Here is a 22,950-nt window from a genome sequence, read left to right as displayed (position 1 = left end):
TTGATAATTATTAATAATTTTAAAATATAATTTCAACTAATAGACAGAACTTTTATTTATTTAACTATAGATAACTATATATATAGAGAGAGAGTTAGTCTGTTCTATGATAATTTTGTTACAAATTTGATTATCAAAAATAAATATTTACCGCAATAAATAATCCTTCCAAAAAAATAAAAAAAGTACACAATTAAGTGTACTTCAAAAATATTTTATTTATACTATTCTTAACGATTTCTTCTGTTTATAAATCCTTTCATTTGCTTAACCGCTAGGTAAGAATCTATTTGTAACAATAATTCTACTGCTGTTCCAACTAAGATTAGTAAACTTGTTCCTCCAAGCATTACCGGAAGATTTAAAATATATCCAAACCAAATATTTGGCATAATACCTAATAATGATAAGAATATTGCACTTCCAAATGTTACTCTTGTTGCAACTTTTTCTAAATAGTCAGCAGTTTCTCTTCCTGCCCTTACTGTAGGAATTGTTCCTCCACTTTGCTTCAAATCATCAGCAACCTTATCAGGATCAAAAGCAATTGTAAGCGTATAGAAAAATGAAAATACTGTAATTAATATTGCAAATAATAATAGATATAAAACACCTTTTGGTTCAAACTGAGCTGTCAAAAAGTTTTTCAAACTTCCAGCTTTCATCATTGAAACTAAAAACGGCGGTGCTGCCATCAATACTGACGCAAAGATTATCGGCATTACTCCAGACATATTTATTTTTAATGGTAAATATGTTCTTTTTCCAACAGTACTCTGTCCTCCACCAAATCCAAGACTTCCTTTCCCTGCATATTGAATAGGAATTCTTCTTTCAGCAAGCTGTACAATTACCATTAATGCAATAAATACCACAAATGCTACGATTGATAACACTAATAGAACTTTTCCCATTCCACTAGGTAAACCATTAAACATTGCACTAATAACAGATGGAAGTCCTGCAACAATATTTAAGAAAATTAACATTGATGTACCGTTTCCAATACCTCTTATTGAAATTCTCTCAGAAATCCACATTAAGAACGAAGTTCCACCTGTAATAAGAACTACAGTACTAAGTATGAATTTAGGACCTGGTTCTAAAACCAATCCTTGATTTTGCATTAATACTGCAATTCCAAATGATTGAATCACTGCCAGCACAATCGTTACGTATCTCGACCATTGCGTAATTTTATCACGTTCTTTTCCACCTTCCTTTTGCATTTCATCTATTTTAGGAAAGATTACTCCTAACAATTGAAACACAATGGAAGCATTAATATATGGGACAATTCCCAAAGCAAAAATTGAAGCTCTTTCAACAGCTCCACCCGAAAATAAGTTTAAAAATTGAGCAATTGCATTTCCCTGCTGGAAATTTTTAAAAGCTTCTGTATTAATTCCCGGAACTGCTATATGAATTCCAACTCTTGCAACCATTATCATAAGTAATGTAAATGTTACTCTTTTTTCTAGTTCGGGTATATTAAAAATAGCTTTTACCCTGCTTGTTACTGCTTCAGCTAGAGTCAATTCTATCACTCCTTTAGTATATGAAGAAAAAGCAAGATATTAAATCTTACTTATTCCCATCTTCTTTTTTATTATTTCCTGCTTTAGCTGAATATGATTTTATTTCTACTAATTCTACACTTCCTCCAGCTTTTTCAATTAATTCTTTAGCTGTCTTAGAAATTTTATGTGTTTTTACAGTTAATTTTTTGTTAACTTCTGTATTCCCTATAATTTTTAAAACACTTGTAAAATCTTTTTCTTTAACATAAGATTCAATATTTGCATTTAAATATTCTTTTACTGCTTTTCTACCTTTTACATTTCTCAAAGCTTCATCAGAATATTTTGTTATAAATTTAGGGTTTTTAATTATTCCATTTTCAACTAATGTTTGTAAGCTAACTACATCTCCATCGTTAAATTTTTCTACGATATCAGCCAATGTAATTGCTATTATATCTTTTTTAAATGGTGAATTAGAAAATCCTCTTTTAGGGATTCTTCTAATAATAGGCATTTGTCCACCTTCAAATATAGGTGATACATAAGAACCTGATCTTTGTTTTTGTCCATTGTGACCTTTACCAGCTGTTTTTCCCCAACCAGTTCCGTGTCCTCTTCCTACTCTTCTTCTTTCTCTTTTCGATCCAGCAGCAGGTCTTAATTCATTAAGATTCATCTATTCTAAACCTCCTCTACTTTAAGTAAATAAGAAACTAATTTAATTTTTCCTTCAATATCAGCAGTTTTGTTATGAACTGCACTTTGACTGATTTTTCTTAATCCAAGTGATTTTACAGTCGCAACATGATTAGGTTTTCTTCCATTAATTCCTTTTACAAGCGTTACTTTTACTTTAGACATTAATTTTACCTCCTAACCTTATTATCCTAAAATTTCTTCAACTGATTTTCCTCTAAGTCTTGCTACATCTTCAAGAGAACGCAATTGTTTTAATCCTTCTAAAGTTGCTCTTGCAACGTTATCTTTAGTTTTTGAACCTCTAATTTTTGTAAGCACGTCTTTTACACCTGCTAACTCTAATAATTCCCTAGTTGCTGAACCAGCGATAACTCCTGTCCCTTTTGAAGCTGGTTTCAATAATACAGATGTTGCATTATATTTACCAATTTGCTCATGCGGTAATGTTCCACCTTTTAATGAAACATTTACTAAGTTTTTCTTAGCATTTGCGATGGCTTTTCTGATTGCATCAGGTACACCGTTAGCTTTTCCTAAACCGATACCTACTTTTCCTTTTTCATCTCCAACAGCTGCTAATACTGAGAATGAAATTCTTCTTCCTCCTTTAACAGTTTTAGAAACTCTGCTTATTCTTAAAAGTCTTTCTTTATATTCACTTTCTCTTTCTCTGTTATCTCTATCTCTAGCCAAAATAAATCCTCCTTATCTTTAGAATTTTAATCCTGCTTCTCTTGCAGCATCTGCCACAGCTTTAACTCTTCCTGTGTACACGTATCCTCCTCTGTCGAATACAACAGCAGTAATCCCTTTATCTAATGCTTTTTTAGCAATTCTTTCTCCTATTTGTTTAGCTGCTTCAATATTTGAACCTTTTTCAATTTTTGCACCTTTTTCAATAGTTGACGCAGAAACTAAAGTATTTCCTGTAGTATCATCAATTACTTGAACAAAGATATTTTGTAAACTTCTATACACAGCAAGTCTAGGTCTTTCAGCAGTTCCAACGATTTTTCTTCTAATACTTCTATGTTTTTTTTGTCTTAATTTATTTCTATCAAGTTTTTTTACCATTAAAATCTACCTCCTATCCTTTCTTACCTTCTTTTCTTCTGATTACTTCATCAGCGTATTTAACACCTTTTCCTTTATATGGTTCAGGTGGACGTTTAGCTCTGATGTTTGCAGCAACTTGTCCAACTAATTGTTTGTCAATTCCTTCAACAGAAATTTTAGTATTTCCTTCAACTTTAAAAGTGATTCCTTCTACTGCTTCAATTTCAACTGGATGTGAATATCCTAAAGATAAAGTTAATCCTTTTCCGCTAGCTTGTACTCTGTACCCTACTCCGACTAATTCTAATCCTCTAGTAAATCCTTCACTTACTCCAACAATCATATTGTTTAAGTTTGCTCTTGTAGTTCCATGAAGAGCTCTGATATTTGGTAAATCATTTGGTCTTTCAAATGTAATTTCGTTACCATCAATATTTACTTTAATTTCACTGCTTAATTCTCTTACTAATTGTCCTTTTGGCCCTTTTACAGTAAAAGTGTTCCCATCCTGCTTAACTTCAACACCAGCAGGTATAGTTATAGGTTTCTTACCTATTCTTGACATTGTTTATCCTCCTAATTTATAAAATGCGTAAATTACCACACGTAGCAAAGAACTTCTCCACCAACGTTATGCTTTCTGCATTCCTTGTCTGTAATAACACCTTGTGGTGTTGAGACAATGGCAATTCCTAATCCACCTAATACTTTAGGTAAATTTTCTACAGATGTGTAAACTCTTCTTCCAGGTTTTGAAATTCTTTTCAATCCTTTAATTACAGCTTCTCCATCTACAGTTTTTAAAGAAACAACTATATTTTTTATAGCTCCTTCTTCTTTAATTTCGTAACCGTTTATATATCCTTCATTTTTTAATATATTTGCTATACTTTCTTTAATTCTTGAAAATGGTACTGCAACTTGTGCATGTTTAGCCATGTTTCCGTTTCTGATTCTAGTAAGCATATCAGCAATAGGATCTGTTAAATACATTAATTCTTCCTCCTCTCAAAATTACCAACTTGATTTTTTTACTCCTGGGATAACTCCCTCTCCTGCTAATTGTCTGAACATAACTCTTGAAATACCAAATTCTCTCATATATCCTCTTGGTCTTCCGTTAATTTGACATCTATTTCTAACTCTTGTAGGCGAAGCATTTCTTGGTAATTTAGATAATTCTAAAACTGCTTCTCTATCACCTTTTTTAGCTCTTTCTTTTAATTCAGCTCTTTTAGCTGCATATTTATCAACTGTTTTTTGTCTTTTTAAGTTTCTTTCAACCATTGCTTTTTTAGCCATTGATTAAATTACACCTCCTTCAAAATAATACTATTTTGCAAACGGCATTCCGAATGCTTTTAATAAAGCTCTTCCTTGCTCATCATTTTGTGCTGTAGATACAATTGTAATTCCTAATCCGAAGATTTTATCTACTTTATCAATTTCGATTTCAGGGAATACGATTTGTTCTTTTAATCCTAATGTATAGTTCCCTCTTCCATCAAATCCTTTAGGTGAAACACCTTCAAAATCTCTTACCCTTGGTAATGTGATACTAATTAATCTGTCTAGGAATTCATACATTTTTTCTTTTCTTAATGTAACTTTTGCTCCAATTTTTTGTCCTTCTCTTAATTTAAATCCAGCTTCTGATTTTCTAGCTGCTCTTGGTACAGGCTGTTGCCCTGTAATTTGTGATAATTCAGCAATTGCTGTATCGATTAATTTAGAATTGCTTACTGCTTCTCCAATCCCCATATTAACTACGATTTTATCAAGTTTAGGTACTTGCATAACGTTAGATAAGTTTAATTCTTTCATTAGTGATGAAACAATTTCATCTTTGTATAATTTCTGTAATCTTGGAATATATTTTTCAGCCATTTATGACATCCTCCTCTCTAAAATATTATATTTCATTACCAGATACAACTGATATTCTTACTTTTTTACCGTCTCTTATTTCTCTTCTTATTCTTGTAGGTTTCCCTGCTCCTTCATCCCAAAGCATTACTTTAGATGAGAAGATTGGCATTTCTCTTTCTACAACTTCGCCTTGTGGGTTCATTGCATTAGGCTTAATATGTCTTTTTTTGATATTTACACCTTCAACAATTATTTTTCCAGTTTTAGGGAATACTTTTAATACTTTTCCAATTTTTCCTTTATCTCCAGTTTGTGTACTCTTTTCATTACGCAACAAATCTTTTGATCTACCGCTAATCACAATAACTGTATCTCCAGTTTTAACATGTAATCTTTTAGGTACTGATTTTAAATTTGGTTTAGCCACGTTTAACTCTCCTTCCTATAATACTTCTGGTGCTAGAGAAACTATTTTCATAAAGTTTTTCGCTCTTAATTCTCTTGCTACAGGTCCAAAAATTCTTGTTCCTCTTACTTCTAATGCTGTATTTAGTATAACAGCCGCATTATCATCAAATTTTATATATGAACCGTCTGCTCTTTTTAATTCTTTTCTAGTTCTAACGATTACAGCTTTTACTACATCACCTTTTTTTACGTTTCCATTTGGTATAGCTTCTTTTACACTCGCTACTACGATGTCTCCTATTTTACCGAATCTTCTTCTTGATCCACCTAATACTCTAATAACCATGATTTTTTTGGCTCCAGTGTTATCAGCAACATTAAGTATCGTTTGTTGTTGAACCATTTAAAATTTCCTCCTCTCAAATGTTAACTCACACTATCTTCTTCCGTTTTAATATTGAAAATAAAACATCAAGCAATTTTTTTAATAAGATTAAATTATTTAGCTCTTTCTAAGATTGTAACAACTCTCCATCTTTTATCTTTACTTAATGGTCTAGTTTCCATAATTTGCACTTTATCTCCGATTCCACAATCATTGTTTTCATCATGTGCTTTATATTTTTTAGAAGTTTTTACTCTCTTTTTATAAAGTTTGTGTAATTTCATTGTTTCTTCAAGAACAACTACAGTTTTATCCATTTTGTTAGAAACAACGATTCCTTCTCTTACTTTTCTTTCGTTTCTTTTATTTTCCACTCTTGATCCTCCTATTTACCAGTTTTTTCAGTTACAACAGTTTTTAGTCTTGCTATTGTTCTTTTAACATCTCGTATTTTAGCAGTGTTTTGTAATTGTCCAAGAGTTTTTTGAAATTTTAAATTAAACAATTCTTGTTTCAATTCATTTACTTTAACTTCCAATTCTTCCAATGATAATTCTCTAATTTCGTTAATTGTCATTACTTATCACCACCTACTTCTTCTTTTCTTACAAATTTAACTTTTATAGGTAGTTTATGTCCAGCTTTTCTTAATGCTTCCTTGGCTTTCTCTTCTGATACTCCACCAACTTCAAACATTATTTTATTCTTTTTAACTACTGCTACCCAACCTTCTGCATTACCTTTACCTTTACCCATTCTTGTTCCTTCAGGTCTTTTTGTATAAGGTTTATCAGGGAATATTCTAATCCAAATTTTACCTTCTCTTTTAAATGTTCTATTAATTGTTACCCTACAAGCTTCTATTTGTCTTGAAGTAATCCAACCAAATTCTCTAGCGGCAAGTCCAAATTCACCAAAATCAACTTTATTTCCTTTAGTTGCTACGCCACCCATTTTTCCTCTGAACTGTTTTCTATATTTCGTTCTTTTAGGTATTAACATATTATTCGTTTTCTCCTTCCTTTGTAGTAGAAAGAACTTCACCATTAAATATCCATACTTTTAATCCTAAAGCACCGTATGTAGTGTGTGCAGTAGCTGTTGCATAATCAACATCTGCTCTTAAAGTATGTAGTGGTACTCTTCCTGAAAGTGTCCATTCACTTCTTGCAATTTCGGCACCATTCAATCTTCCCGATACCATAACTTTAATTCCTTTAATCCCAGCTTTTTCTGCTCTTTGAATAGCTTGTTGAACCGCTCTTTTATAAGCAACCCTTTTTTCAATTGCAGTTGCAATACTTTCTGCTACTAATTGAGCATCTTTATTAGGATTTTTGATTTCTTGTACTTTAATTTGTACTCTTTTACCAGTTAATTTTTCTAATTTTACTTTTAAAGCTTCAATTTCTTGACCTTTTCTTCCAATTAAAATTCCAGCTTTTCCAGTTTCTATAATAACTGCTACTTCTGTAGGTGATGTTCTTTCTATTTGAATAGAAGAAATCCCTGCATGGTAATAGTTTTTCTTAATATATTTTTTTATTTTCAAATCTTCATGAAAATTTGTTACGTATTCTTTCCCCTCAGCGAACCATTTTGAATCCCAAGTTCTTGTGATTCCTAATCTTATCCCCCTAGGATCTACTTTTTGTCCCACAGACTTACCTCCTTATTTTTCTGAATTAATCTTCTCTTTCATCAACTTCTACTGTGATATGAGCTGTCGGTTTTCTAATAACATCAGCTCTTCCCATTGCTCTTGGGCTGATTCTTTTTAATACAGGTCCTTTATCAATTAATATTTTTGATACAAACAGTTTATCAGGATCCATATTATTATTATGTTCAGCATTTGCAATTGCTGATCTTAATGTTTTTTCTATATATAATGCTGCTTTTTTATTTGTAAATTTTAATATATTCAATGCTTGCAGTGCATTTTTTCCTCTTACAATATCAGCAACTAATCTTGCTTTTTGAGGGCTTAATCTTTGATATTTCAATTTAGCTACTACTGCCATTCAAAGTCCTCTCCTTTCGTTAATTTATAAATATTAATTTCTATTTTTTACCTTTTTTAGCATCTTTTCCATGTCCATAGAAAGTTCTAGTTGGCGCAAATTCACCTAACTTATGTCCAACCATTTCCTCAGTTACATATACAGGAATATGTTTTTTACCGTTATATACTGCAAAAGTATGTCCAATAAATTGAGGGAATATAGTTGATCTTCTAGACCATGTTTTAATAACTTGTTTTTTACCTCCTAATGCTTCTATTTTTTCTAATAAATACGCATCAACAAAAGGTCCTTTTTTTAATGAACGAGACATTCTTTCCTCCTTATTTCATTTTTTAAATCGAGAAATGTTACTCAATACATCTCATTTTAATATTTAATTCAATGTATTAAGCAATATTTTTATATTCAGCCAAATTTCCATTCAAATATTTTATGTGTTTATTTGACTGGCACAGTCCATTTCTACGTTCTTTATTTAAAAATATCATTAATATATTTTGGGATATCAATTCAACTTTTAAGCAATTATTTTTTTCTTCCTCTAACAATAAATTTATCACTAAGTTTTTTACCTCTAGTTTTCTTACCAAGTGTAGGTTTACCCCAAGGTGTAACTGGTGATTTTCTACCTATTGGAGATCTTCCTTCTCCTCCTCCGTGTGGGTGATCTACAGGGTTCATTACAGATCCTCTAACGTGAGGTTTTCTTCCTAAGTGTCTATTTCTTCCAGCTTTTCCTAATGATACTAATGAATGTTCAGAGTTTCCTACTGTTCCAACTGTTGCCATACATTCTTTATGAATAAGTCTTAATTCTCCAGATGGTAATTCGACGTGGCAGTAAGTTCCTTCTTTTGCAACAAGTCTTGCAGCTGTTCCTGCTGATCTTGCTAACTGTCCACCTTTACCAGGCATAAGTTCTACATTATGAATAACAGTCCCTACTGGTAAGTCTTTTAATTTTAGTGCATTTCCAGGTTTGATATCTGCACCTTCTCCTGCTAATACGATGTCACCTTTTTTAAGTCCATTTGGAGCTAAAATATATCTTTTTTCTCCATCAACATAGTGTAACAATGCGATGTTTGCAGTTCTGTTTGGATCATATTCAAGAGTTGCAACTTTTGCAGGCACTCCAATTTTATTTCTTTTCCAGTCAATTACTCTATATAATCTTTTGTGTCCTTTATGTCTGTTTCTACCTGTTCTATGTCCATAGTTGTCAATTCCATAAGATGAATTTAATGGTTCAACTAAAGATTTTTCAGGTCTTACTTTATCTAAGTCCTTATTAACTAATATCGACATATGCCGTGTCCCACTAGTCATCGGTTTTAATTTTTTTATTGGCATAACTTATGTTCCCTCTCTTCCTATTTCTCATTTTTATTTTCTTAAATCATTCAAAAAACTGAATAATTTCTACAAATTTACATAACTTATCTATTATAGCATTTTTATCGAATAATTTCCACAAAAAATATAATTACTCTTTATATTAAAGAGATTTTTTGAAATTATTAAGTACTATAATTTTATTATCCTTCGTAAGCCGTAATAGATTCTCCATCTTTCAATTTAACAACTGCTTTTTTGATAGCGGCTGTCTTATACATTGACATTCTGAATCTTTTATTTTTTGGTTTAATATTTAAAGTATTTACACCTTCAACTTTTACATTGAATAGTTTTTCAACTGCATCTTTTATTTGAAGTTTGTTTGCTCTTCTATCTACTATGAAAACATATTCATTGTTTTCTAATAAATTTCTTGCTTTTTCTGTATTAATTACAGGTTTTTTGATAATATCAGTAATATGCATTATGCTAGCACCTCCTCGATAGTTGCAAGAGCTTCTTTAGTTAAAATTACTTTATCTTGTTTGATTAACCAGTAGATGCTTAAATCTCTTGTATTTATTGCTGCAACTTTTTCAATATTTCTTGTTGATAAATATAAGAAATAATCTCTATCTATATTATCAGCGTCATCACTTGTTACATATAATTGTTTTACACCATCAAAATTTAATGCTTTTGCAAAATTAATAAATGTTTTTGTTTTTGGTGTTTCTAATGCAAAATCATCTAGCACAATTACATTTCCTTCATTAATTTTTGTTGCTAAAGCTGATTTTAAAGCTAATTTTCTAACTTTTTTATTTACTTTTTTAGCATAATTTCTTGGTTTTGGTCCGTGAACTACTCCTCCACCTACCATGTGTGGTGCTCTTGTAGATCCTTGTCTTGCTCTTCCTGTTCCTTTTTGTCTAAAAGGTTTTCTTCCTCCACCTCTTACTTCTGCTCTTGTTTTTGTTGAGGCAGATCCTTGTCTTGCTTCAGCTAATTCTGCTACTAAAACTTCGTGCATTACGTGTTTATTTGGTTCAATTCCAAATATGTCGTTATTTACTTCAATAGTTCCTGCTTGTGAACCGTCTAATTTATATATATTTAAAACTGGCATGTTATCCTCCTCTCTTTCCTATTAATATTTCTTTACCGATTTTTTGATAACTAAGTAACCATTTTTGGGTCCTGGAACAGCACCTTTTACTAATAAAAGATTGTTTTCTACATCAAATTTTATAACTTGTAAGTTTTGAACTGTTACTTTTTCAGCTCCCAATCTTCCAGCCATTTTTTTACCTTTTGGCACATTACTGTTTGATGCAGCTCCTCCTGCGTTAGAACCTCCAAGTCTGTGGTTTCTTGAAACCCCGTGTGAAGCTCTGTTTCCACCAAAGTTATGTCTTTTCATAACTCCTGCAGTTCCTTTACCTTTTGAAGTCCCAGAAATATCAACGAATTCGATACCTTCTAATACATCTACTTTAATTTCTTGTCCCAATGTAAAATCAGCTGGATTAGCTACTTTAAATTCTTTAAGAAATCTTTTTGGAGTAACTCCTGCTTTTTTAAATACACCTAATAATGGTTTAGTAGTGTTTTTTTCTTTTTTATCTCCATAAGCTAATGTGATAGCATTATATCCTTCTTTTTCTTCAGTTTTAATTTGTGTAATGAAGTTAGTCCCTGCTTCAATTACTGTAACTGGAATTAATTTTTCGTCTTCAAAAATTTGAGTCATTCCGATTTTTTTACCTAATATCATTTTTTATTTTTCCTCCTTAATATATTGGTTGACAATTTTCTTGAAATAGCCAACTTGTACTAAGCCTACGATTGCTTAATTTCAACTCCCACACCTGATGGTAAGTTTAATGATGCTAATGCATTTACGATTTGTTGATTTGAATTTTTGATTTCTACAAATCTTCTGTGAATTCTCATTTCAAATTGTTCTCTTGAATCTTTATTTACGTGAACTGATCTTAAAACTGTATATTTTTTAGTTTTTGTAGGTAATGGAAGTGGTCCTGCTAATTCTGAACCATTTTTCTTAGCTACTTCTGCAATTTTTTTAGCAGATTGATCTAACAGCTTGTGATCATAAGATTGTAAATATATTCTTATTTTATCCAAAGTTTTTCCTCCTGTTTTTTTTGTCCTGATTATTTTAATAACTAGAGAAATTAGATTATAAAAACCTAATCTCTCTTTTTGATTTAATATTTTTGGACTATTTTTCTATTACATTTCTAATCATTATAACAAATATTTTCATTATCTGCAATAATTATTTTTATTTTTTATCTTTAAGAAAGTTCCTTACAGAAAACTATTTAGTAATAGTTGCTACTACTCCTGAAGCTACTGTTCTTCCACCTTCTCTTATCGCAAATCTTAATCCTTCTTCCATTGCGATTGGGTGAATTAGTTCAACTGTCATTTCAATGTTATCTCCAGGCATTACCATTTCTACACCTTCTGGCAAGTTTACTTCTCCTGTAATGTCAGTCGTTCTGAAGTAGAATTGTGGTTTGTATCCTGTGAAGAATGGTGTATGTCTTCCTCCTTCATCTTTTGTCAATACGTATACTTCTGACTTGAATCCTGTATGTGGATTGATTGTTCCTGGTTTTGCAAGTACTTGTCCTCTTTCCACTTCTTCTTTCTTAGTTCCTCTTAACAATGCTCCAATGTTGTCTCCAGCTTGTCCTGAATCCAATAATTTTCTGAACATTTCTACTCCTGTTACAGTAGTTTTTGTTGTTGGCTTGATTCCTACGATTTCTACTTCTTCACCAACATTGATTACTCCTCTTTCTACTCTTCCTGTTACAACTGTTCCTCTTCCTGTTATTGTGAACACGTCTTCAATCGGCATTAGGAATGCTTGGTCTACTGGTCTTTCTGGTGTTGGAATGTAGTCATCAACTGCATCCATTAATTCCATGATTCTGTCTACCCATTGAGCTTCTCCATTTAATGCTCCTAATGAAGACCCTTTGATTACTGGTACATCATCTCCAGGGAATCCGTATTCTGTAAGTAATTCTCTTACTTCCATTTCTACTAGTTCTAATAATTCTTCGTCATCTACCATGTCAACTTTGTTCAAGTAAACTACGATGTAAGGTACTCCAACCTGTCTTGCAAGTAGGATATGCTCTCTTGTTTGAGGCATAGGACCGTCAGCTGCTGATACTACTAAGATAGCACCATCCATTTGAGCTGCTCCTGTAATCATGTTTTTTACGTAGTCCGCATGCCCTGGACAGTCAACGTGGGCATAGTGTCTTTTTTCTGTTTCATACTCAATGTGAGCTGTGTTGATTGTAATCCCTCTTTCTCTTTCTTCAGGCGCTTGGTCAATGTTTTCAAAATCAACTTTTTCAGCTAGCCCTTTTTCAGCCAATACTTTTGAAATTGCTGCTGTCGTTGTTGTTTTCCCGTGGTCAACGTGACCTATTGTTCCTACGTTTACGTGTGGTTTGCTTCTCTCGAATTTAGCTTTTGCCATTTTAATTTTTCCTCCATTATTTCTTTAATTTTTAAATTTTTTTAAGATTTTTATTGTTATTTTAAATTTTTATTATTTTCCTTGTCTTTCATCAATTACTTGTTGAGCAATGTTTTTTGGAACTTCTACATATTTTTCAAATTCCATTGAGTAAGATGCTCTTCCTTGTGTTTTTGATCTCAAATCAGTTGCATAACCGAACATTTGTGATAAAGGTACTTCTGCATTAATAATTTTTGCATTATTTCTGTCAGTCATTCCTGAAACTTGTCCACGTCTTGAGTTCAAATCTCCAATTACGTCTCCCATGTATTCTTCTGGAGTAGTAACTTCTACTTTGAAGATTGGTTCCAACAATACCGGATTAGCGGCTCTAAGTCCTTTTTTAACTGCCATTGAACCTGCTATTTTAAATGCCATTTCTGATGAATCGACTTCATGGTAAGATCCATCATACAATGTAACTTTTATATCTTGAACAGGGTATCCTGCGACAACTCCTGCTTCTAACGCTTCTTGAATCCCTTTATCTACTGCTGGAATATATTCTCTTGGAATAGCTCCTCCAGTAATTTCATTAATAAATTCGTAACCTTTTCCGTGATTAGCTTCAACTTTCATCTTAACATGTCCGTATTGTCCACGTCCTCCAGATTGTTTTGCATATTTTTCTTCAACATCTGCTAATCCATTGATTGTTTCTCTATAAGCAACTTGTGGTTTACCAACATTTGCTTCCACTTTGAATTCACGTTTCATTCTGTCTACGATGATTTCCAAGTGCAACTCTCCCATTCCTGCAATAAGTGTTTGTCCAGTTTCTTGGTTAGTTGTTACTTTAAATGTTGGATCTTCTTCTGCAAGTTTTGCAAGAGCTGTTCCCATTTTTTCCTGATCGGCTTTAGTTTTTGGTTCTACTGCAATTTGGATAACTGTATCAGGGAATTCCATTTTTTCAAGGATAATTGGAGCATTTTCAGCACACAATGTATCTCCTGTTGTAGTATCTTTTAATCCAACTGCCGCAGCTATATCTCCTGAGTAAACTATATCAAGTTCTTCTCTTTTGTTAGCGTGCATTTGAAGCAATCTTCCCATTCTTTCTTTTTTGCCTTTAGTTGAGTTTAATACATAAGATCCTTTTTCTAATACTCCTGAATAAACTCTAAAGAATGATAATCTTCCAACAAATGGATCTGTAATGATTTTAAATGCCAATGCTGAGAATGGAGCATCATCTCCCATTTCTCTTTGAATAGGCTCTTCGGTTTTAGGATCAGTTCCATTAATTTTTCCACCATTAATGTCTAGTGGTGATGGCATGTAGGCAACTACTGCATCAAGTAATGGTTGAATCCCTTTATTTTTGAATGCTGTTCCACATAATACAGGTACAACAGTTCCTTCGATTGTCGCAGCTCTTAATGCTTTTTTGATTTCTTCTTCAGAGATTTCTTCTCCTCCAAAGTATTTTTCCATCAATTCATCATCAGTTTCAACTACAGATTCAATCATGTGTTCTCTTGCTGTTTGAGCATCATCTAACAACTCTGCCCTAATATCAACAACTTCATAATCTGCTCCCATAGTTTCATCTTTAAATAGGTATTCTTTCATTGTTACCAAGTCGATAATTCCTTCAAAATTATCTTCTGCACCAATTGGCAATTGGATTGGCACACCATTTCCACCTAATTTTTCTTTGATGTCGTTTACACACATGTTAAAGTCTGCTCCGACTCTATCCATTTTGTTAAAGAAAGCCATTCTTGGTACGTTATATTTGTCAGCTTGTCTCCAAACTGTTTCTGATTGAGGTTGCACTCCGTCAACTGCTGAGAATACTGCAACTGCTCCATCCAATACTCTTAATGATCTTTCTACCTCAACTGTAAAGTCAACGTGGCCTGGTGTATCTATTATATTAATTCTATGTCCATTCCAGAATGCTGTTGTTGCAGCTGATGTAATTGTGATCCCTCTTTCTTGTTCTTGTTCCATATAATCCATCGTAGCAGCTCCTTCATGAACTTCTCCGATTTTATGGTTTACACCTGTATAAAACAAAATTCTTTCAGTAGTAGTTGTTTTTCCGGCGTCTATATGTGCCATGATACCAATGTTTCTAGTATCTTTCAAAGCAACTTTTCTTGCCATTTAAATTTTCCTCCTTATTTTTGTAAGCTACTTCTTATTTAAGAAGTATATTTGAAATTTGAAACAATATTTTTATAAATCCAGTTCTGAAAAAATGAATTTTGTAAAAATATAACCTTTTTTGAATACTTAATAATTTTCTTCAAGCAAATAAGATTACCATTTGTAATGTGCGAACGCTCTGTTTGCTTCAGCCATTTTATATGTATCTTCTTTTTTCTTAATTGATCCACCTTCATTGTTGGCAGCTGCAATTAATTCTTTTTTAAGTTTAGCAACCATTCCATATTCTTTTCTTTCTCTTGTATATCTAACTAACCATCTAATTGCTAATGTTTGCTGTCTTTCTTTTCTTACTTCAACTGGTACTTGGTAAGTTGCCCCTCCGATTCTTCTAGATCTTACTTCTAATTGAGGTCTTACATTTTCCATTGCTCTTCTGAAAACTTCAATTCCTTCTTCTTGAGTTTCTTCAGTTATTTGTTGCAATGCTGTATAAAAAATATTTTCAGCTAATGATTTTTTTCCATCTTTCATTAATCCATTAATGAATTTAGTTACTACTTTATCGTTAAATTGAGAATCTGGTAATACATCTCTTCTTTCGGCTCTTCTTCTTCTTGACACTTAATTGTCCTCCTTACTTTTTTAAAATTTAATTACCCTTTTTTAGCTCCATATCTTGATCTACCTTGTTTTCTGTTTACAACTCCTGCTGTATCCAATGCTCCTCTGATTATTTTATATCTAACCCCCGGCAAATCTTTTGTTCTTCCTCCTCTTAAAAGAACGATACTATGTTCTTGTAAGTTGTGTCCGATTCCTGGAATATAAGCAGTAACTTCGATTCCATTTACTAATTTAACCCTTGCTACCTTTCTTAAGGCTGAGTTAGGTTTTTTAGGTGTAGTTGTATATACTCTTACACAAACCCCTCTTTTTTGTGGATTACCTTTCAATGCAGGTGATTTTTTCTTTTTCTCAGTTGTACTTCTACCAAATCTTACTAATTGATTAATAGTAGGCATCTGTTTTCCTCCTCTCAAATTTCTTTGATTTATATATTTATTCTCGCGTTATATTTCAAAACTAAAACTTTTTATAAAGCTCATTTCTTCAATCTACATTTGATAAAGCTGCATTTGACAAAGTTTTTAATTTTTTTGCTTTTCTTGCAAATCACTTTATCAAACATAACTGCATACTTATTTTAAGTATGTCGATTTACTCTAAAATTCACTTCAAAACATATTATTTTATAAATAATATATTTTTTTAAAATTTAGTTATGAGTTCTAACCTAACTATTTTATACTATAAAAGCCCTTTTGTCAAGGGCTATAAAAGATTTTTATTCAATAATTTTTCAAAGAAGTTTTTATTTTAAAAATATTTTAAATTTTCTTTCTGAATTTCATATTTTAATCTATTTTTTACATATCAAAAAGTTTTTTTTGCTGTATTATTTATGATTTATAGAATATCTCTTCCAATTTTCTAATTTAATATTTTAAACTACTCCTTTAATTTATTGTTTTCATTTTTACAATAAATTTATACAAAAAAAAGTGCTTCAAATTTCTTCAAAGCACTTTATTTAAAATTTTAAATTATTTTTCTTTTATATATTTTTCAATACCGTTTACCATTCCTGTTACCATCTTTTCCTGATATTCTGGTGTTGACATTTTTCTGTCTTCTTCTGGATTTGACATAAATCCAAATTCAATCAAGGTGTTTGTAACTTTTGACCAGTTTGTTCCTGTCAAGTCATCTCTGTATGAAACTCCACGATTTTTAGCACCTGTTGCCTTTACATACTCTGATAATATGTCACGTGAGAATTTGTCGCTTGATTTTTGAACACTTTTTGTGTACGGATTTTTTGATGAAGATGTTAGTACCGAAGCCCCTTGTGTTGAGGAATTATTAATTCCGTCAGCATGAAGTCTTATGTATAATGAGCATCCTGCGTTATTTGTCTTGATTGCACGTTCTTTATTACTAATGTTGACATCATGAGTCTCTCGTACCATGAACACTTTATACCCTTTATTTTGCAACGCATCTCTTAATTTTAGCCCAACTTCAAGTGTAAGCTGGTATTCGTATTTTTTTGTTGCCACTCCTCTTGTTCCAGATGATACTTTAGGCTTTTTCTTAGTCGAACCAGGCCCAATTTCTTCAAGTCCTGAGTTTCCCTTAAGTTGATGCCCTGGATCGATACAGATTAACTCATTGCTTTTTTCAGCCGCATTCAATGGAAATGCCATCATCAATCCTGTTATTGCCAAACACAATATTTTTTTTATTCCTTTTTTCATTATTTTTCCTCCTAAAATTTGAAATCTAAAATATCAGTATATTTATGTCTAACCTCTAACTCTCCTTTTTAATTTTACTTTTAAAGTTCTCCATCATTTTAGTCTACCACATAACAATAAAATTGACAACAACTTTTTTTAAATTTATGTTAATTTTTTAAAAAATACACTTGTTTTTTTGCAAAATCAGGCTATCATATTAGTAGAATGATTTTAAAAATTTTTATATGATAAATAAATGAATATTTAAAATTATAGGAGGTTTTTATTATGATTTCTTTTATTTTGGCGATTATCGCACTTATTTCAGGTTATGCATTTTACAGTAAATTTGTAGAAAAAGTTTTCGGAATAGAACCTGACAGAATGCCACCTTCAATCGAATATTACGATGGTGTCGACTATGTAGAAGTCAGCACTCCAAAAGCGTTTTTGATTCAATTTCTGAATATTGCCGGAACAGGTCCTATATTTGGAGCTATTGCAGGGGCTTTATGGGGTCCAGCTGCATTTTTATGGATTGTCTTTGGATGCATATTTGGAGGAGCTGTTCATGATTTCTTGATTGGTATGCTTTCACTTAGGGATAAGGGAAGCAGTATTGGTGAACTTGTGGGACAAAATTTAGGTGTTGTTATGCAGCAGATTATGAGAGTTTTCTCAATTGTTTTACTTCTTTTAGTTGGAGTAGTGTTTATAAAATCACCTGCTGATATCCTTCACAATCTGATTCCAGGTGTGAGTGCCATGACTTTTACAATCATTATCATCGCTTACTACATTTTGGCTACAATCCTTCCACTTGATAAAATTATTGCCAAAATTTATCCAATATTTGGTTTTGCATTGCTGTTTATGGCAATTGGTATTGGAGGAATGTTAATTTATGGACAATTTACAGGTGCTTTTGCAATTCCCGAAATTACTGAAATTTTTAAAGGAAATCCACATCCTAAAGGAGTATCAATGTTCCCTTACTTATTTATCTCAATTGCCTGCGGTGCTGTAAGCGGTTTCCATGCTACTCAGTCTCCAATGGTTGCACGTTGTATAAAAAATGAGACTGAAGGAAGAAAAGTATTTTATGGTGCAATGATTGCAGAAGGTGTTGTTGCATTAGTTTGGGCTGCCGCTGCAATGACAGTATTTGGTGGAATTAAAGAACTTGCCGCTGCTGGATCACCCGCAGTTGTTGTAAATAAGGCATCTGTTCAGTTGCTTGGTGTATTTGGAGCTTTTCTAGCTGTGCTTGGTGTTGTTGCCTGCCCAATTACGTCAGGAGATACTGCCTTTAGAGGCTCAAGATTAATTATTGCTGATATTTTCAAAATTAAACAATCTCCAATAAAAAATAGATTTTTAATCGCAATTCCTTTATTTGTTGTTGGTATTTATTTAACAACTATTGATTTTAACATTATCTGGAGATACTTTGCATGGGCAAATCAAACTTTGGCGGCAGTTTCGTTATGGACTGCGACAGTATGGCTTGTTAAGAAAGAAAAACCTTTCTTATTCGCATTAATTCCTTCAATGTTTATGACAATGGTTGTTACAACCTACATTGTAATTGCTCCAGAAGGATTTGTAAGATTTTTCAAGAATGTGCCTGTTCACACTATTGAATTTTACGGAATATTAATCGCAAGTGTAGTTACAATTATCTGTACAGCATTATTATTTAACTATAAACATCATTTGCATGGAAAATCTCATCACGCTGGACATTTACACATTGCAAAATAAAATAATTAAATAAACAAAAAAATACAGTCAAACAAGGTTTTATTCAGAATTCTTTGCTTGACTGTTTTTTATATTCTCTATTATTTCAAGGGATTCCAGCTTTTTTCGACATTTTTTTGCATTTCATTTACATTTTGAGGTGAACCTTCAACACTTATTAAATAAATCTTTCCATTATATCCAATATAGTTACTTATCCAGCTCTTTCCAGAAATTCTTTTAACTTTTACCTGTTTACCTTTATATCCATTTATTATAATATTTCTCATTTCAAGATTATCTCTTGTATGTCCAGCATTCAAAAGTCCATTGTATTGATTTTTTGCTACTTCATCTACTAAATCTATCAAATTATTATTTTTATTATTTAAATAAATTATATCAAGCGTGTAAATATCAAACCCATCTCTTGTAATTTGCATAGTTGTTTTACCTGAATCTGCATCTACAAACATTTTCCATCCTCTCGGAAAATCAATAAATCCAACAGTTTTATTTCCAAATCTGCCATTTTTCAGACTTTCTTGTGATTTTTCAAAAAGTTCTGATTTTTGTTTTTTCATCTCATTTAATTTTTTCTTTCCAGTTTCAGTTGTTATGTCTGTTACGCAAGTCAGTTCACCCTTCGGAATATAACATCCTTTTTTGCTGTTTGTTGCAGCATTTGAAATAATCACAATTCCAAAATTTATCAGCCAAATTATTAAATTTATTTTTTTCATTTCAATACCTTCTTTCTTATTAAAAAATATAATAATTTTAGTATAAAACAAAAGTAGAAATTCAGACTGTATTTATAAAAATTCATTACTTTTACATATTTATTTCCATTTTTAAGTGGATTGAGTATAATTCCTACTTTATTTTTCAAGTTTTTTAATATATAATATCTGTAAAATAAATTATTTAGGAGAAAAAATGCTAAACTTTATACAAAATATTGATATTTTTATTATTAAACAATTTTACAATTTCCAGCACAGCTTAAATTCCAAACTCCTAAGCCACATACTAATATTTTTTACCAACTTAGGAAATCACGGATTGGTATGGATTGCAATAACATTATTTCTGCTTTCTAATAAAAAATATCGAAAAATCGGATATTTAGCGATAATTTCATTGATTATAAATGCAATTATTGTAAATGTCATTTTGAAAAATCTCACACATAGAGCAAGACCCTTTACAGAAATATCTGACATTATTCTTTTAGTCAAAGCCCCGAAGGATTTTTCGTTTCCTTCAGGACATACTTCAGCATCTTTTACAATGGTATATATTTTTTACAAACATTTAAAAAAATATTTTCCAGCTGTGCTGATAACAAGCATTATTATTGCCTTTTCAAGGCTATACTTAACTGTACATTTTCCAAGTGATGTTTTGGCTGGATTGCTTATTGGACTATTTGCAGGATTTTTGGGGGAGAAAATTTTTAATAAGAAAAATAATTTGATGAAAAGTTAGGATTTACTAGCTTTTTTTGTATAAAAATTTATTTTTCATAACTAATACTCCGAACATTTTATAATCAGCCGCAGTATAAAAATTATAATTCCAAATATCATCCAGAAATTTGACTTTTTTCTTTCATAAGTTTCTTCCTTTATATTTCTGCCTTTAGAATTTTTTTCTATAAAATATATCAAATCGTTATCGTATTCAATTTCATAATTTTTTTCTGAAATTTTATCACCCGTATATTCTCCCATTTCTTCCAGAAAATCCTGTGCATTTCTTATTGCTTCTCTCCCAAGTTCAATCAATCCTGTTTCATTTAATACTTTAAATGCCCATTCCTTTGATTTGTTCCCATTTTCATGTCTATTATTGTAATACATCATGTCACTAATTGCAGGAGCATATTTCATATTAGCGGCTTTTTCATACAGCTTGTATGCTTCCTCTTCACTTTTTCCAAATTCCTTACTGCATTCATAAAGTATCCCAAGTTTATAAATAGATTTTGCATCTCCCATTTCCTGCCCAATTTTATACCATTTTTCAGCTTCTTTCTCATTTTCTTCAACTATATCAAAATATTTCCCCAGTTCATAAGCCGCCTCTTTCACTCCTAAAGAATAAGCCTTTTCATACATATCTTTGACTTTTTCTCCATTGCCTGCAACATAATATGATTTTGCAAGCGACAAATATCCTCTTTCATTATATTGTGCCGCTTCAAGAAACCGTTTTTGAGCATTTCCCTTATCTCTCTTTTCCAAAAGTTCATTTCCTTGATTAATCAATTCCACGTATTTTCTGTCTTTTTCATTTCCGAGCATAAATTCAATATTCTTGATTATTTCAGAATTCAATCCCATAATTTGCTTTTCATTTAACAATTTTTCCTGCCATTCTAGTATTTTTTCTCTTTTATTCTGCTTAAAGTAAATTCTTACAAGATTGTATATTAATTCAGCATTTTTTGTATCAACAATTTTTAGATAAATACTTTCAGATTCTTCATAATCCTTCTTTTCTTCAGCAATTTTTCCTAGCCTAATTATTGAATTAATTTCGCCATTTTCCGCATCTGCTACATACCAGCCTTTTGCAATTTCATCATTTCCCGATTCTTCTTCAATCATCCCTATGTAATACATAGCCTCCTTTATTCCTGAATTGTATGCCAAATTTAATGCGTTTACAGCGCTTTGGTTATCTTTCTCGCAATAATAGTAATACTTTCCAAGCTCGTAATTTGCTCTTTGGCTGAATTTCAAGGATTCAACTATTCTATCCCTTGCTTCTCCAAAAAATCCTGACATTATAAATATATTCGCTGTTCTAATATTTTCTTGATATTCCTCGCTTTCCTTTTTATCATATTCTATAAAATCTTTCCCATAATCTTCTGTAACAATATCATCCAACGAAACTATCTTCACGCCAAATTTATCTATATTCGCTTTTTCTCCATTTTGTTTAGGTACACTTTCCGAAGAAATTCTATTTTCATCATAAGCACTTTCGCTAAAACTCGCTCTTTCTTCAGCTTCATATTTTTCAATTTCACGAACTTTTCTTTTTCTTTTTTCCCTTTCCTGCATTTCTCTCGAAAAGTCATCAAATTCATCCATTTTTTTACGATTTCTAAAATTCATTATTATCAAAATTACAATTCCAATAACTACGATTAATACCGATATTAATATTTCCATATTTTATCTTCTACTCCTGCCATCTCAACTTATTATTTCTCTTTTCTCCTTTTTTATTCGCTAATTCTTCCAATTTATTTGAAACTTCCAGTTCCTTCACATCATATTTTCTCATATTTTCATATTCATAAGACCGATTAATCCCATTCATAAATATATCTCTGCTTTCCACATCTTCCGTCAAATTCTCCTTCAAAAGAAATTTCAATTCCAAATCATTAACCACACTTCTTTTCATTGCCGATAAATAATCATTTCTATTAATATTTTGCCAATTCACACACATTCCAAGACTTCTTATCAACATCTGATCCAGCCAAATCCTAGTAGCTCTCCCATTTCCCTCATAAAACGGATGCATTATATTCATCTCAACATATTTCTCAATTATTTCCTCAAAATTATTTTCAGGCATTTTAGAAACTGTCTTTAAATTATCTTCAAGATACATGGCACGACAAAATACAGTATCGCCTTTCCGAATATCATGTTCCCGTATTTTTCCTACAGTTCCATAACATTCTTGAAACAAATACCGATGTATTTCCTTCAATCCTTCAAAAGTTCCCACTTGAATTTTTTTCAATATCCCATTATCAAATAACTCTTTTGCCCTTTTTTTACTCAAAAATTCTTCATCATCTTGTAAAACTAACCTTTTTAAAATTTTATCACTTTCGTTTTCCCAGCTGTATTTATTATTTGCCATTTGCTTTTCCTGC

32 protein-coding genes are annotated in these 22,950 nt (G+C 31.5%); 2 read left to right on the top strand and 30 right to left on the bottom strand.

Annotated features, from left to right (window positions below; all coding sequences use genetic code 11):
* Positions 1 to 230 precede the first annotated feature (230 nt).
* The 27 genes from secY to FVE75_RS00555 form a co-directional block, all read right to left on the bottom strand.
* Complete coding sequence (secY, locus tag FVE75_RS00685) at positions 231 to 1,538, bottom strand: preprotein translocase subunit SecY (RefSeq protein ID WP_147004757.1); 1,308 nt, start codon at positions 1,536 to 1,538, stop codon at positions 231 to 233.
* A 46-nt stretch (positions 1,539 to 1,584) separates the two neighbouring features.
* Entirely contained in the window at positions 1,585 to 2,199 is a 615-nt protein-coding gene (gene rplO, locus FVE75_RS00680; protein ID WP_147004756.1) for a 50S ribosomal protein L15, read from the bottom strand.
* Positions 2,200 to 2,204: 5 nt separating this feature from the next.
* The gene (gene rpmD, locus FVE75_RS00675; RefSeq protein WP_006806072.1) at positions 2,205 to 2,384 is read right to left on the bottom strand and encodes a 50S ribosomal protein L30; all 180 of its coding nucleotides are present in this window, start codon (positions 2,382 to 2,384) and stop codon (positions 2,205 to 2,207) included.
* Between the two features lie 21 nt (positions 2,385 to 2,405).
* A complete protein-coding gene (gene rpsE / locus FVE75_RS00670) occupies positions 2,406 to 2,915 on the bottom strand; it encodes a 30S ribosomal protein S5 (RefSeq protein ID WP_021744161.1) in 510 nt (169 codons plus the stop codon).
* An 18-nt stretch (positions 2,916 to 2,933) separates the two neighbouring features.
* Positions 2,934 to 3,296: a 50S ribosomal protein L18 gene (gene rplR, locus FVE75_RS00665; protein ID WP_147004755.1), complete on the bottom strand. Its 363-nt coding sequence runs from the start codon at positions 3,294 to 3,296 to the stop codon at positions 2,934 to 2,936.
* Positions 3,297 to 3,309: 13 nt separating this feature from the next.
* Positions 3,310 to 3,843 (bottom strand): 50S ribosomal protein L6, encoded by a 534-nt coding sequence (gene rplF, locus FVE75_RS00660; RefSeq protein WP_021744159.1) that lies wholly within the window; start codon positions 3,841 to 3,843, stop codon positions 3,310 to 3,312.
* 32 nt (positions 3,844 to 3,875) lie between these two features.
* Positions 3,876 to 4,271 (bottom strand): 30S ribosomal protein S8, encoded by a 396-nt coding sequence (gene rpsH, locus FVE75_RS00655; protein WP_006806076.1) that lies wholly within the window; start codon positions 4,269 to 4,271, stop codon positions 3,876 to 3,878.
* A 21-nt stretch (positions 4,272 to 4,292) separates the two neighbouring features.
* Positions 4,293 to 4,580 carry a 30S ribosomal protein S14 gene (rpsN, locus tag FVE75_RS00650; protein WP_012806360.1) on the bottom strand — a complete coding sequence of 96 codons (288 nt, stop codon included), beginning with the start codon at positions 4,578 to 4,580 and terminating at the stop codon, positions 4,293 to 4,295.
* Positions 4,581 to 4,610: 30 nt separating this feature from the next.
* Positions 4,611 to 5,165 (bottom strand): 50S ribosomal protein L5, encoded by a 555-nt coding sequence (gene rplE, locus FVE75_RS00645; protein WP_021744158.1) that lies wholly within the window; start codon positions 5,163 to 5,165, stop codon positions 4,611 to 4,613.
* A 25-nt stretch (positions 5,166 to 5,190) separates the two neighbouring features.
* Entirely contained in the window at positions 5,191 to 5,574 is a 384-nt protein-coding gene (gene rplX, locus FVE75_RS00640) for a 50S ribosomal protein L24 (RefSeq protein ID WP_147004754.1), read from the bottom strand.
* Positions 5,575 to 5,589: 15 nt separating this feature from the next.
* Positions 5,590 to 5,958: a 50S ribosomal protein L14 gene (gene rplN, locus FVE75_RS00635; protein WP_021744156.1), complete on the bottom strand. Its 369-nt coding sequence runs from the start codon at positions 5,956 to 5,958 to the stop codon at positions 5,590 to 5,592.
* 95 nt (positions 5,959 to 6,053) lie between these two features.
* A complete protein-coding gene (rpsQ, locus tag FVE75_RS00630; RefSeq protein WP_018451266.1) occupies positions 6,054 to 6,314 on the bottom strand; it encodes a 30S ribosomal protein S17 in 261 nt (86 codons plus the stop codon).
* An 11-nt stretch (positions 6,315 to 6,325) separates the two neighbouring features.
* Positions 6,326 to 6,517, bottom strand: coding sequence for a 50S ribosomal protein L29 (gene rpmC, locus FVE75_RS00625; protein ID WP_006806082.1), 192 nt, complete (start codon positions 6,515 to 6,517; stop codon positions 6,326 to 6,328).
* Entirely contained in the window at positions 6,517 to 6,942 is a 426-nt protein-coding gene (rplP, locus tag FVE75_RS00620; protein ID WP_018451265.1) for a 50S ribosomal protein L16, read from the bottom strand. The genes rpmC and rplP overlap by 1 nt, the downstream gene beginning before the upstream one ends.
* Position 6,943: 1 nt before the next feature.
* The gene (gene rpsC / locus FVE75_RS00615) at positions 6,944 to 7,600 is read right to left on the bottom strand and encodes a 30S ribosomal protein S3 (protein WP_147004753.1); all 657 of its coding nucleotides are present in this window, start codon (positions 7,598 to 7,600) and stop codon (positions 6,944 to 6,946) included.
* A gap of 25 nt (positions 7,601 to 7,625) precedes the next feature.
* Positions 7,626 to 7,964 carry a 50S ribosomal protein L22 gene (rplV, locus tag FVE75_RS00610; RefSeq protein WP_147004752.1) on the bottom strand — a complete coding sequence of 113 codons (339 nt, stop codon included), beginning with the start codon at positions 7,962 to 7,964 and terminating at the stop codon, positions 7,626 to 7,628.
* A 40-nt stretch (positions 7,965 to 8,004) separates the two neighbouring features.
* Entirely contained in the window at positions 8,005 to 8,277 is a 273-nt protein-coding gene (gene rpsS, locus FVE75_RS00605) for a 30S ribosomal protein S19 (RefSeq protein ID WP_021744152.1), read from the bottom strand.
* Positions 8,278 to 8,492: 215 nt separating this feature from the next.
* On the bottom strand, positions 8,493 to 9,320 hold the full coding sequence (gene rplB, locus FVE75_RS00600; protein ID WP_147004751.1) for a 50S ribosomal protein L2: 828 nt from the start codon (positions 9,318 to 9,320) through the stop codon (positions 8,493 to 8,495).
* Between the two features lie 185 nt (positions 9,321 to 9,505).
* Complete coding sequence (gene rplW, locus FVE75_RS00595) at positions 9,506 to 9,790, bottom strand: 50S ribosomal protein L23 (RefSeq protein ID WP_021744149.1); 285 nt, start codon at positions 9,788 to 9,790, stop codon at positions 9,506 to 9,508.
* Positions 9,790 to 10,434: a 50S ribosomal protein L4 gene (gene rplD, locus FVE75_RS00590; protein WP_147004750.1), complete on the bottom strand. Its 645-nt coding sequence runs from the start codon at positions 10,432 to 10,434 to the stop codon at positions 9,790 to 9,792. Before rplD ends, rplW begins: the two co-directional genes overlap by 1 nt.
* 21 nt (positions 10,435 to 10,455) lie before the next feature.
* Entirely contained in the window at positions 10,456 to 11,082 is a 627-nt protein-coding gene (gene rplC / locus FVE75_RS00585) for a 50S ribosomal protein L3 (RefSeq protein WP_021744147.1), read from the bottom strand.
* Between the two features lie 65 nt (positions 11,083 to 11,147).
* The gene (gene rpsJ, locus FVE75_RS00580) at positions 11,148 to 11,453 is read right to left on the bottom strand and encodes a 30S ribosomal protein S10 (RefSeq protein WP_012806349.1); all 306 of its coding nucleotides are present in this window, start codon (positions 11,451 to 11,453) and stop codon (positions 11,148 to 11,150) included.
* Positions 11,454 to 11,649: 196 nt separating this feature from the next.
* Positions 11,650 to 12,834: an elongation factor Tu gene (gene tuf / locus FVE75_RS00575; protein ID WP_026745237.1), complete on the bottom strand. Its 1,185-nt coding sequence runs from the start codon at positions 12,832 to 12,834 to the stop codon at positions 11,650 to 11,652.
* Between the two features lie 72 nt (positions 12,835 to 12,906).
* On the bottom strand, positions 12,907 to 14,991 hold the full coding sequence (gene fusA / locus FVE75_RS00570) for an elongation factor G (RefSeq protein WP_147004749.1): 2,085 nt from the start codon (positions 14,989 to 14,991) through the stop codon (positions 12,907 to 12,909).
* A 156-nt stretch (positions 14,992 to 15,147) separates the two neighbouring features.
* The gene (gene rpsG, locus FVE75_RS00565; protein ID WP_021744579.1) at positions 15,148 to 15,618 is read right to left on the bottom strand and encodes a 30S ribosomal protein S7; all 471 of its coding nucleotides are present in this window, start codon (positions 15,616 to 15,618) and stop codon (positions 15,148 to 15,150) included.
* A 32-nt stretch (positions 15,619 to 15,650) separates the two neighbouring features.
* Positions 15,651 to 16,019: a 30S ribosomal protein S12 gene (gene rpsL / locus FVE75_RS00560; RefSeq protein WP_006806098.1), complete on the bottom strand. Its 369-nt coding sequence runs from the start codon at positions 16,017 to 16,019 to the stop codon at positions 15,651 to 15,653.
* A gap of 582 nt (positions 16,020 to 16,601) precedes the next feature.
* Positions 16,602 to 17,315: an N-acetylmuramoyl-L-alanine amidase gene (locus tag FVE75_RS00555; protein ID WP_147004748.1), complete on the bottom strand. Its 714-nt coding sequence runs from the start codon at positions 17,313 to 17,315 to the stop codon at positions 16,602 to 16,604.
* A gap of 270 nt (positions 17,316 to 17,585) precedes the next feature.
* Between FVE75_RS00555 and FVE75_RS00550 the strand changes: the two genes are divergently transcribed.
* Positions 17,586 to 19,061, top strand: coding sequence for a carbon starvation CstA family protein (locus tag FVE75_RS00550; protein WP_147004747.1), 1,476 nt, complete (start codon positions 17,586 to 17,588; stop codon positions 19,059 to 19,061).
* Between the two features lie 80 nt (positions 19,062 to 19,141).
* Here the strand turns inward: FVE75_RS00550 and FVE75_RS00545 are convergent, their stop codons facing one another.
* The gene (locus tag FVE75_RS00545) at positions 19,142 to 19,783 is read right to left on the bottom strand and encodes a hypothetical protein (protein ID WP_147004746.1); all 642 of its coding nucleotides are present in this window, start codon (positions 19,781 to 19,783) and stop codon (positions 19,142 to 19,144) included.
* Positions 19,784 to 20,105: 322 nt separating this feature from the next.
* Here FVE75_RS00545 and FVE75_RS00540 point away from each other — a divergent pair, with 322 nt between their 5' ends.
* On the top strand, positions 20,106 to 20,531 hold the full coding sequence (locus FVE75_RS00540; RefSeq protein ID WP_232052566.1) for a phosphatase PAP2 family protein: 426 nt from the start codon (positions 20,106 to 20,108) through the stop codon (positions 20,529 to 20,531).
* Positions 20,532 to 20,572: 41 nt separating this feature from the next.
* Here FVE75_RS00540 and FVE75_RS00535 read toward each other — a convergent pair whose 3' ends face one another.
* Together FVE75_RS00535 and fic are read right to left on the bottom strand one after the other, a co-directional pair.
* Entirely contained in the window at positions 20,573 to 22,228 is a 1,656-nt protein-coding gene (locus FVE75_RS00535; protein ID WP_147004744.1) for an SEL1-like repeat protein, read from the bottom strand.
* Positions 22,229 to 22,238: 10 nt separating this feature from the next.
* Positions 22,239 to 22,937: a protein adenylyltransferase Fic gene (fic, locus tag FVE75_RS00530; RefSeq protein ID WP_147004743.1), complete on the bottom strand. Its 699-nt coding sequence runs from the start codon at positions 22,935 to 22,937 to the stop codon at positions 22,239 to 22,241.
* Positions 22,938 to 22,950: the final 13 nt, after the last annotated feature.

This window comes from Leptotrichia hongkongensis, assembly GCF_007990635.1.
GTDB lineage: Bacteria > Fusobacteriota > Fusobacteriia > Fusobacteriales > Leptotrichiaceae > Leptotrichia > Leptotrichia hongkongensis.
The sequence above is the reverse complement of the archived record's forward strand: the minus strand, read 5'-3'. Positions and strand labels throughout refer to the sequence as shown.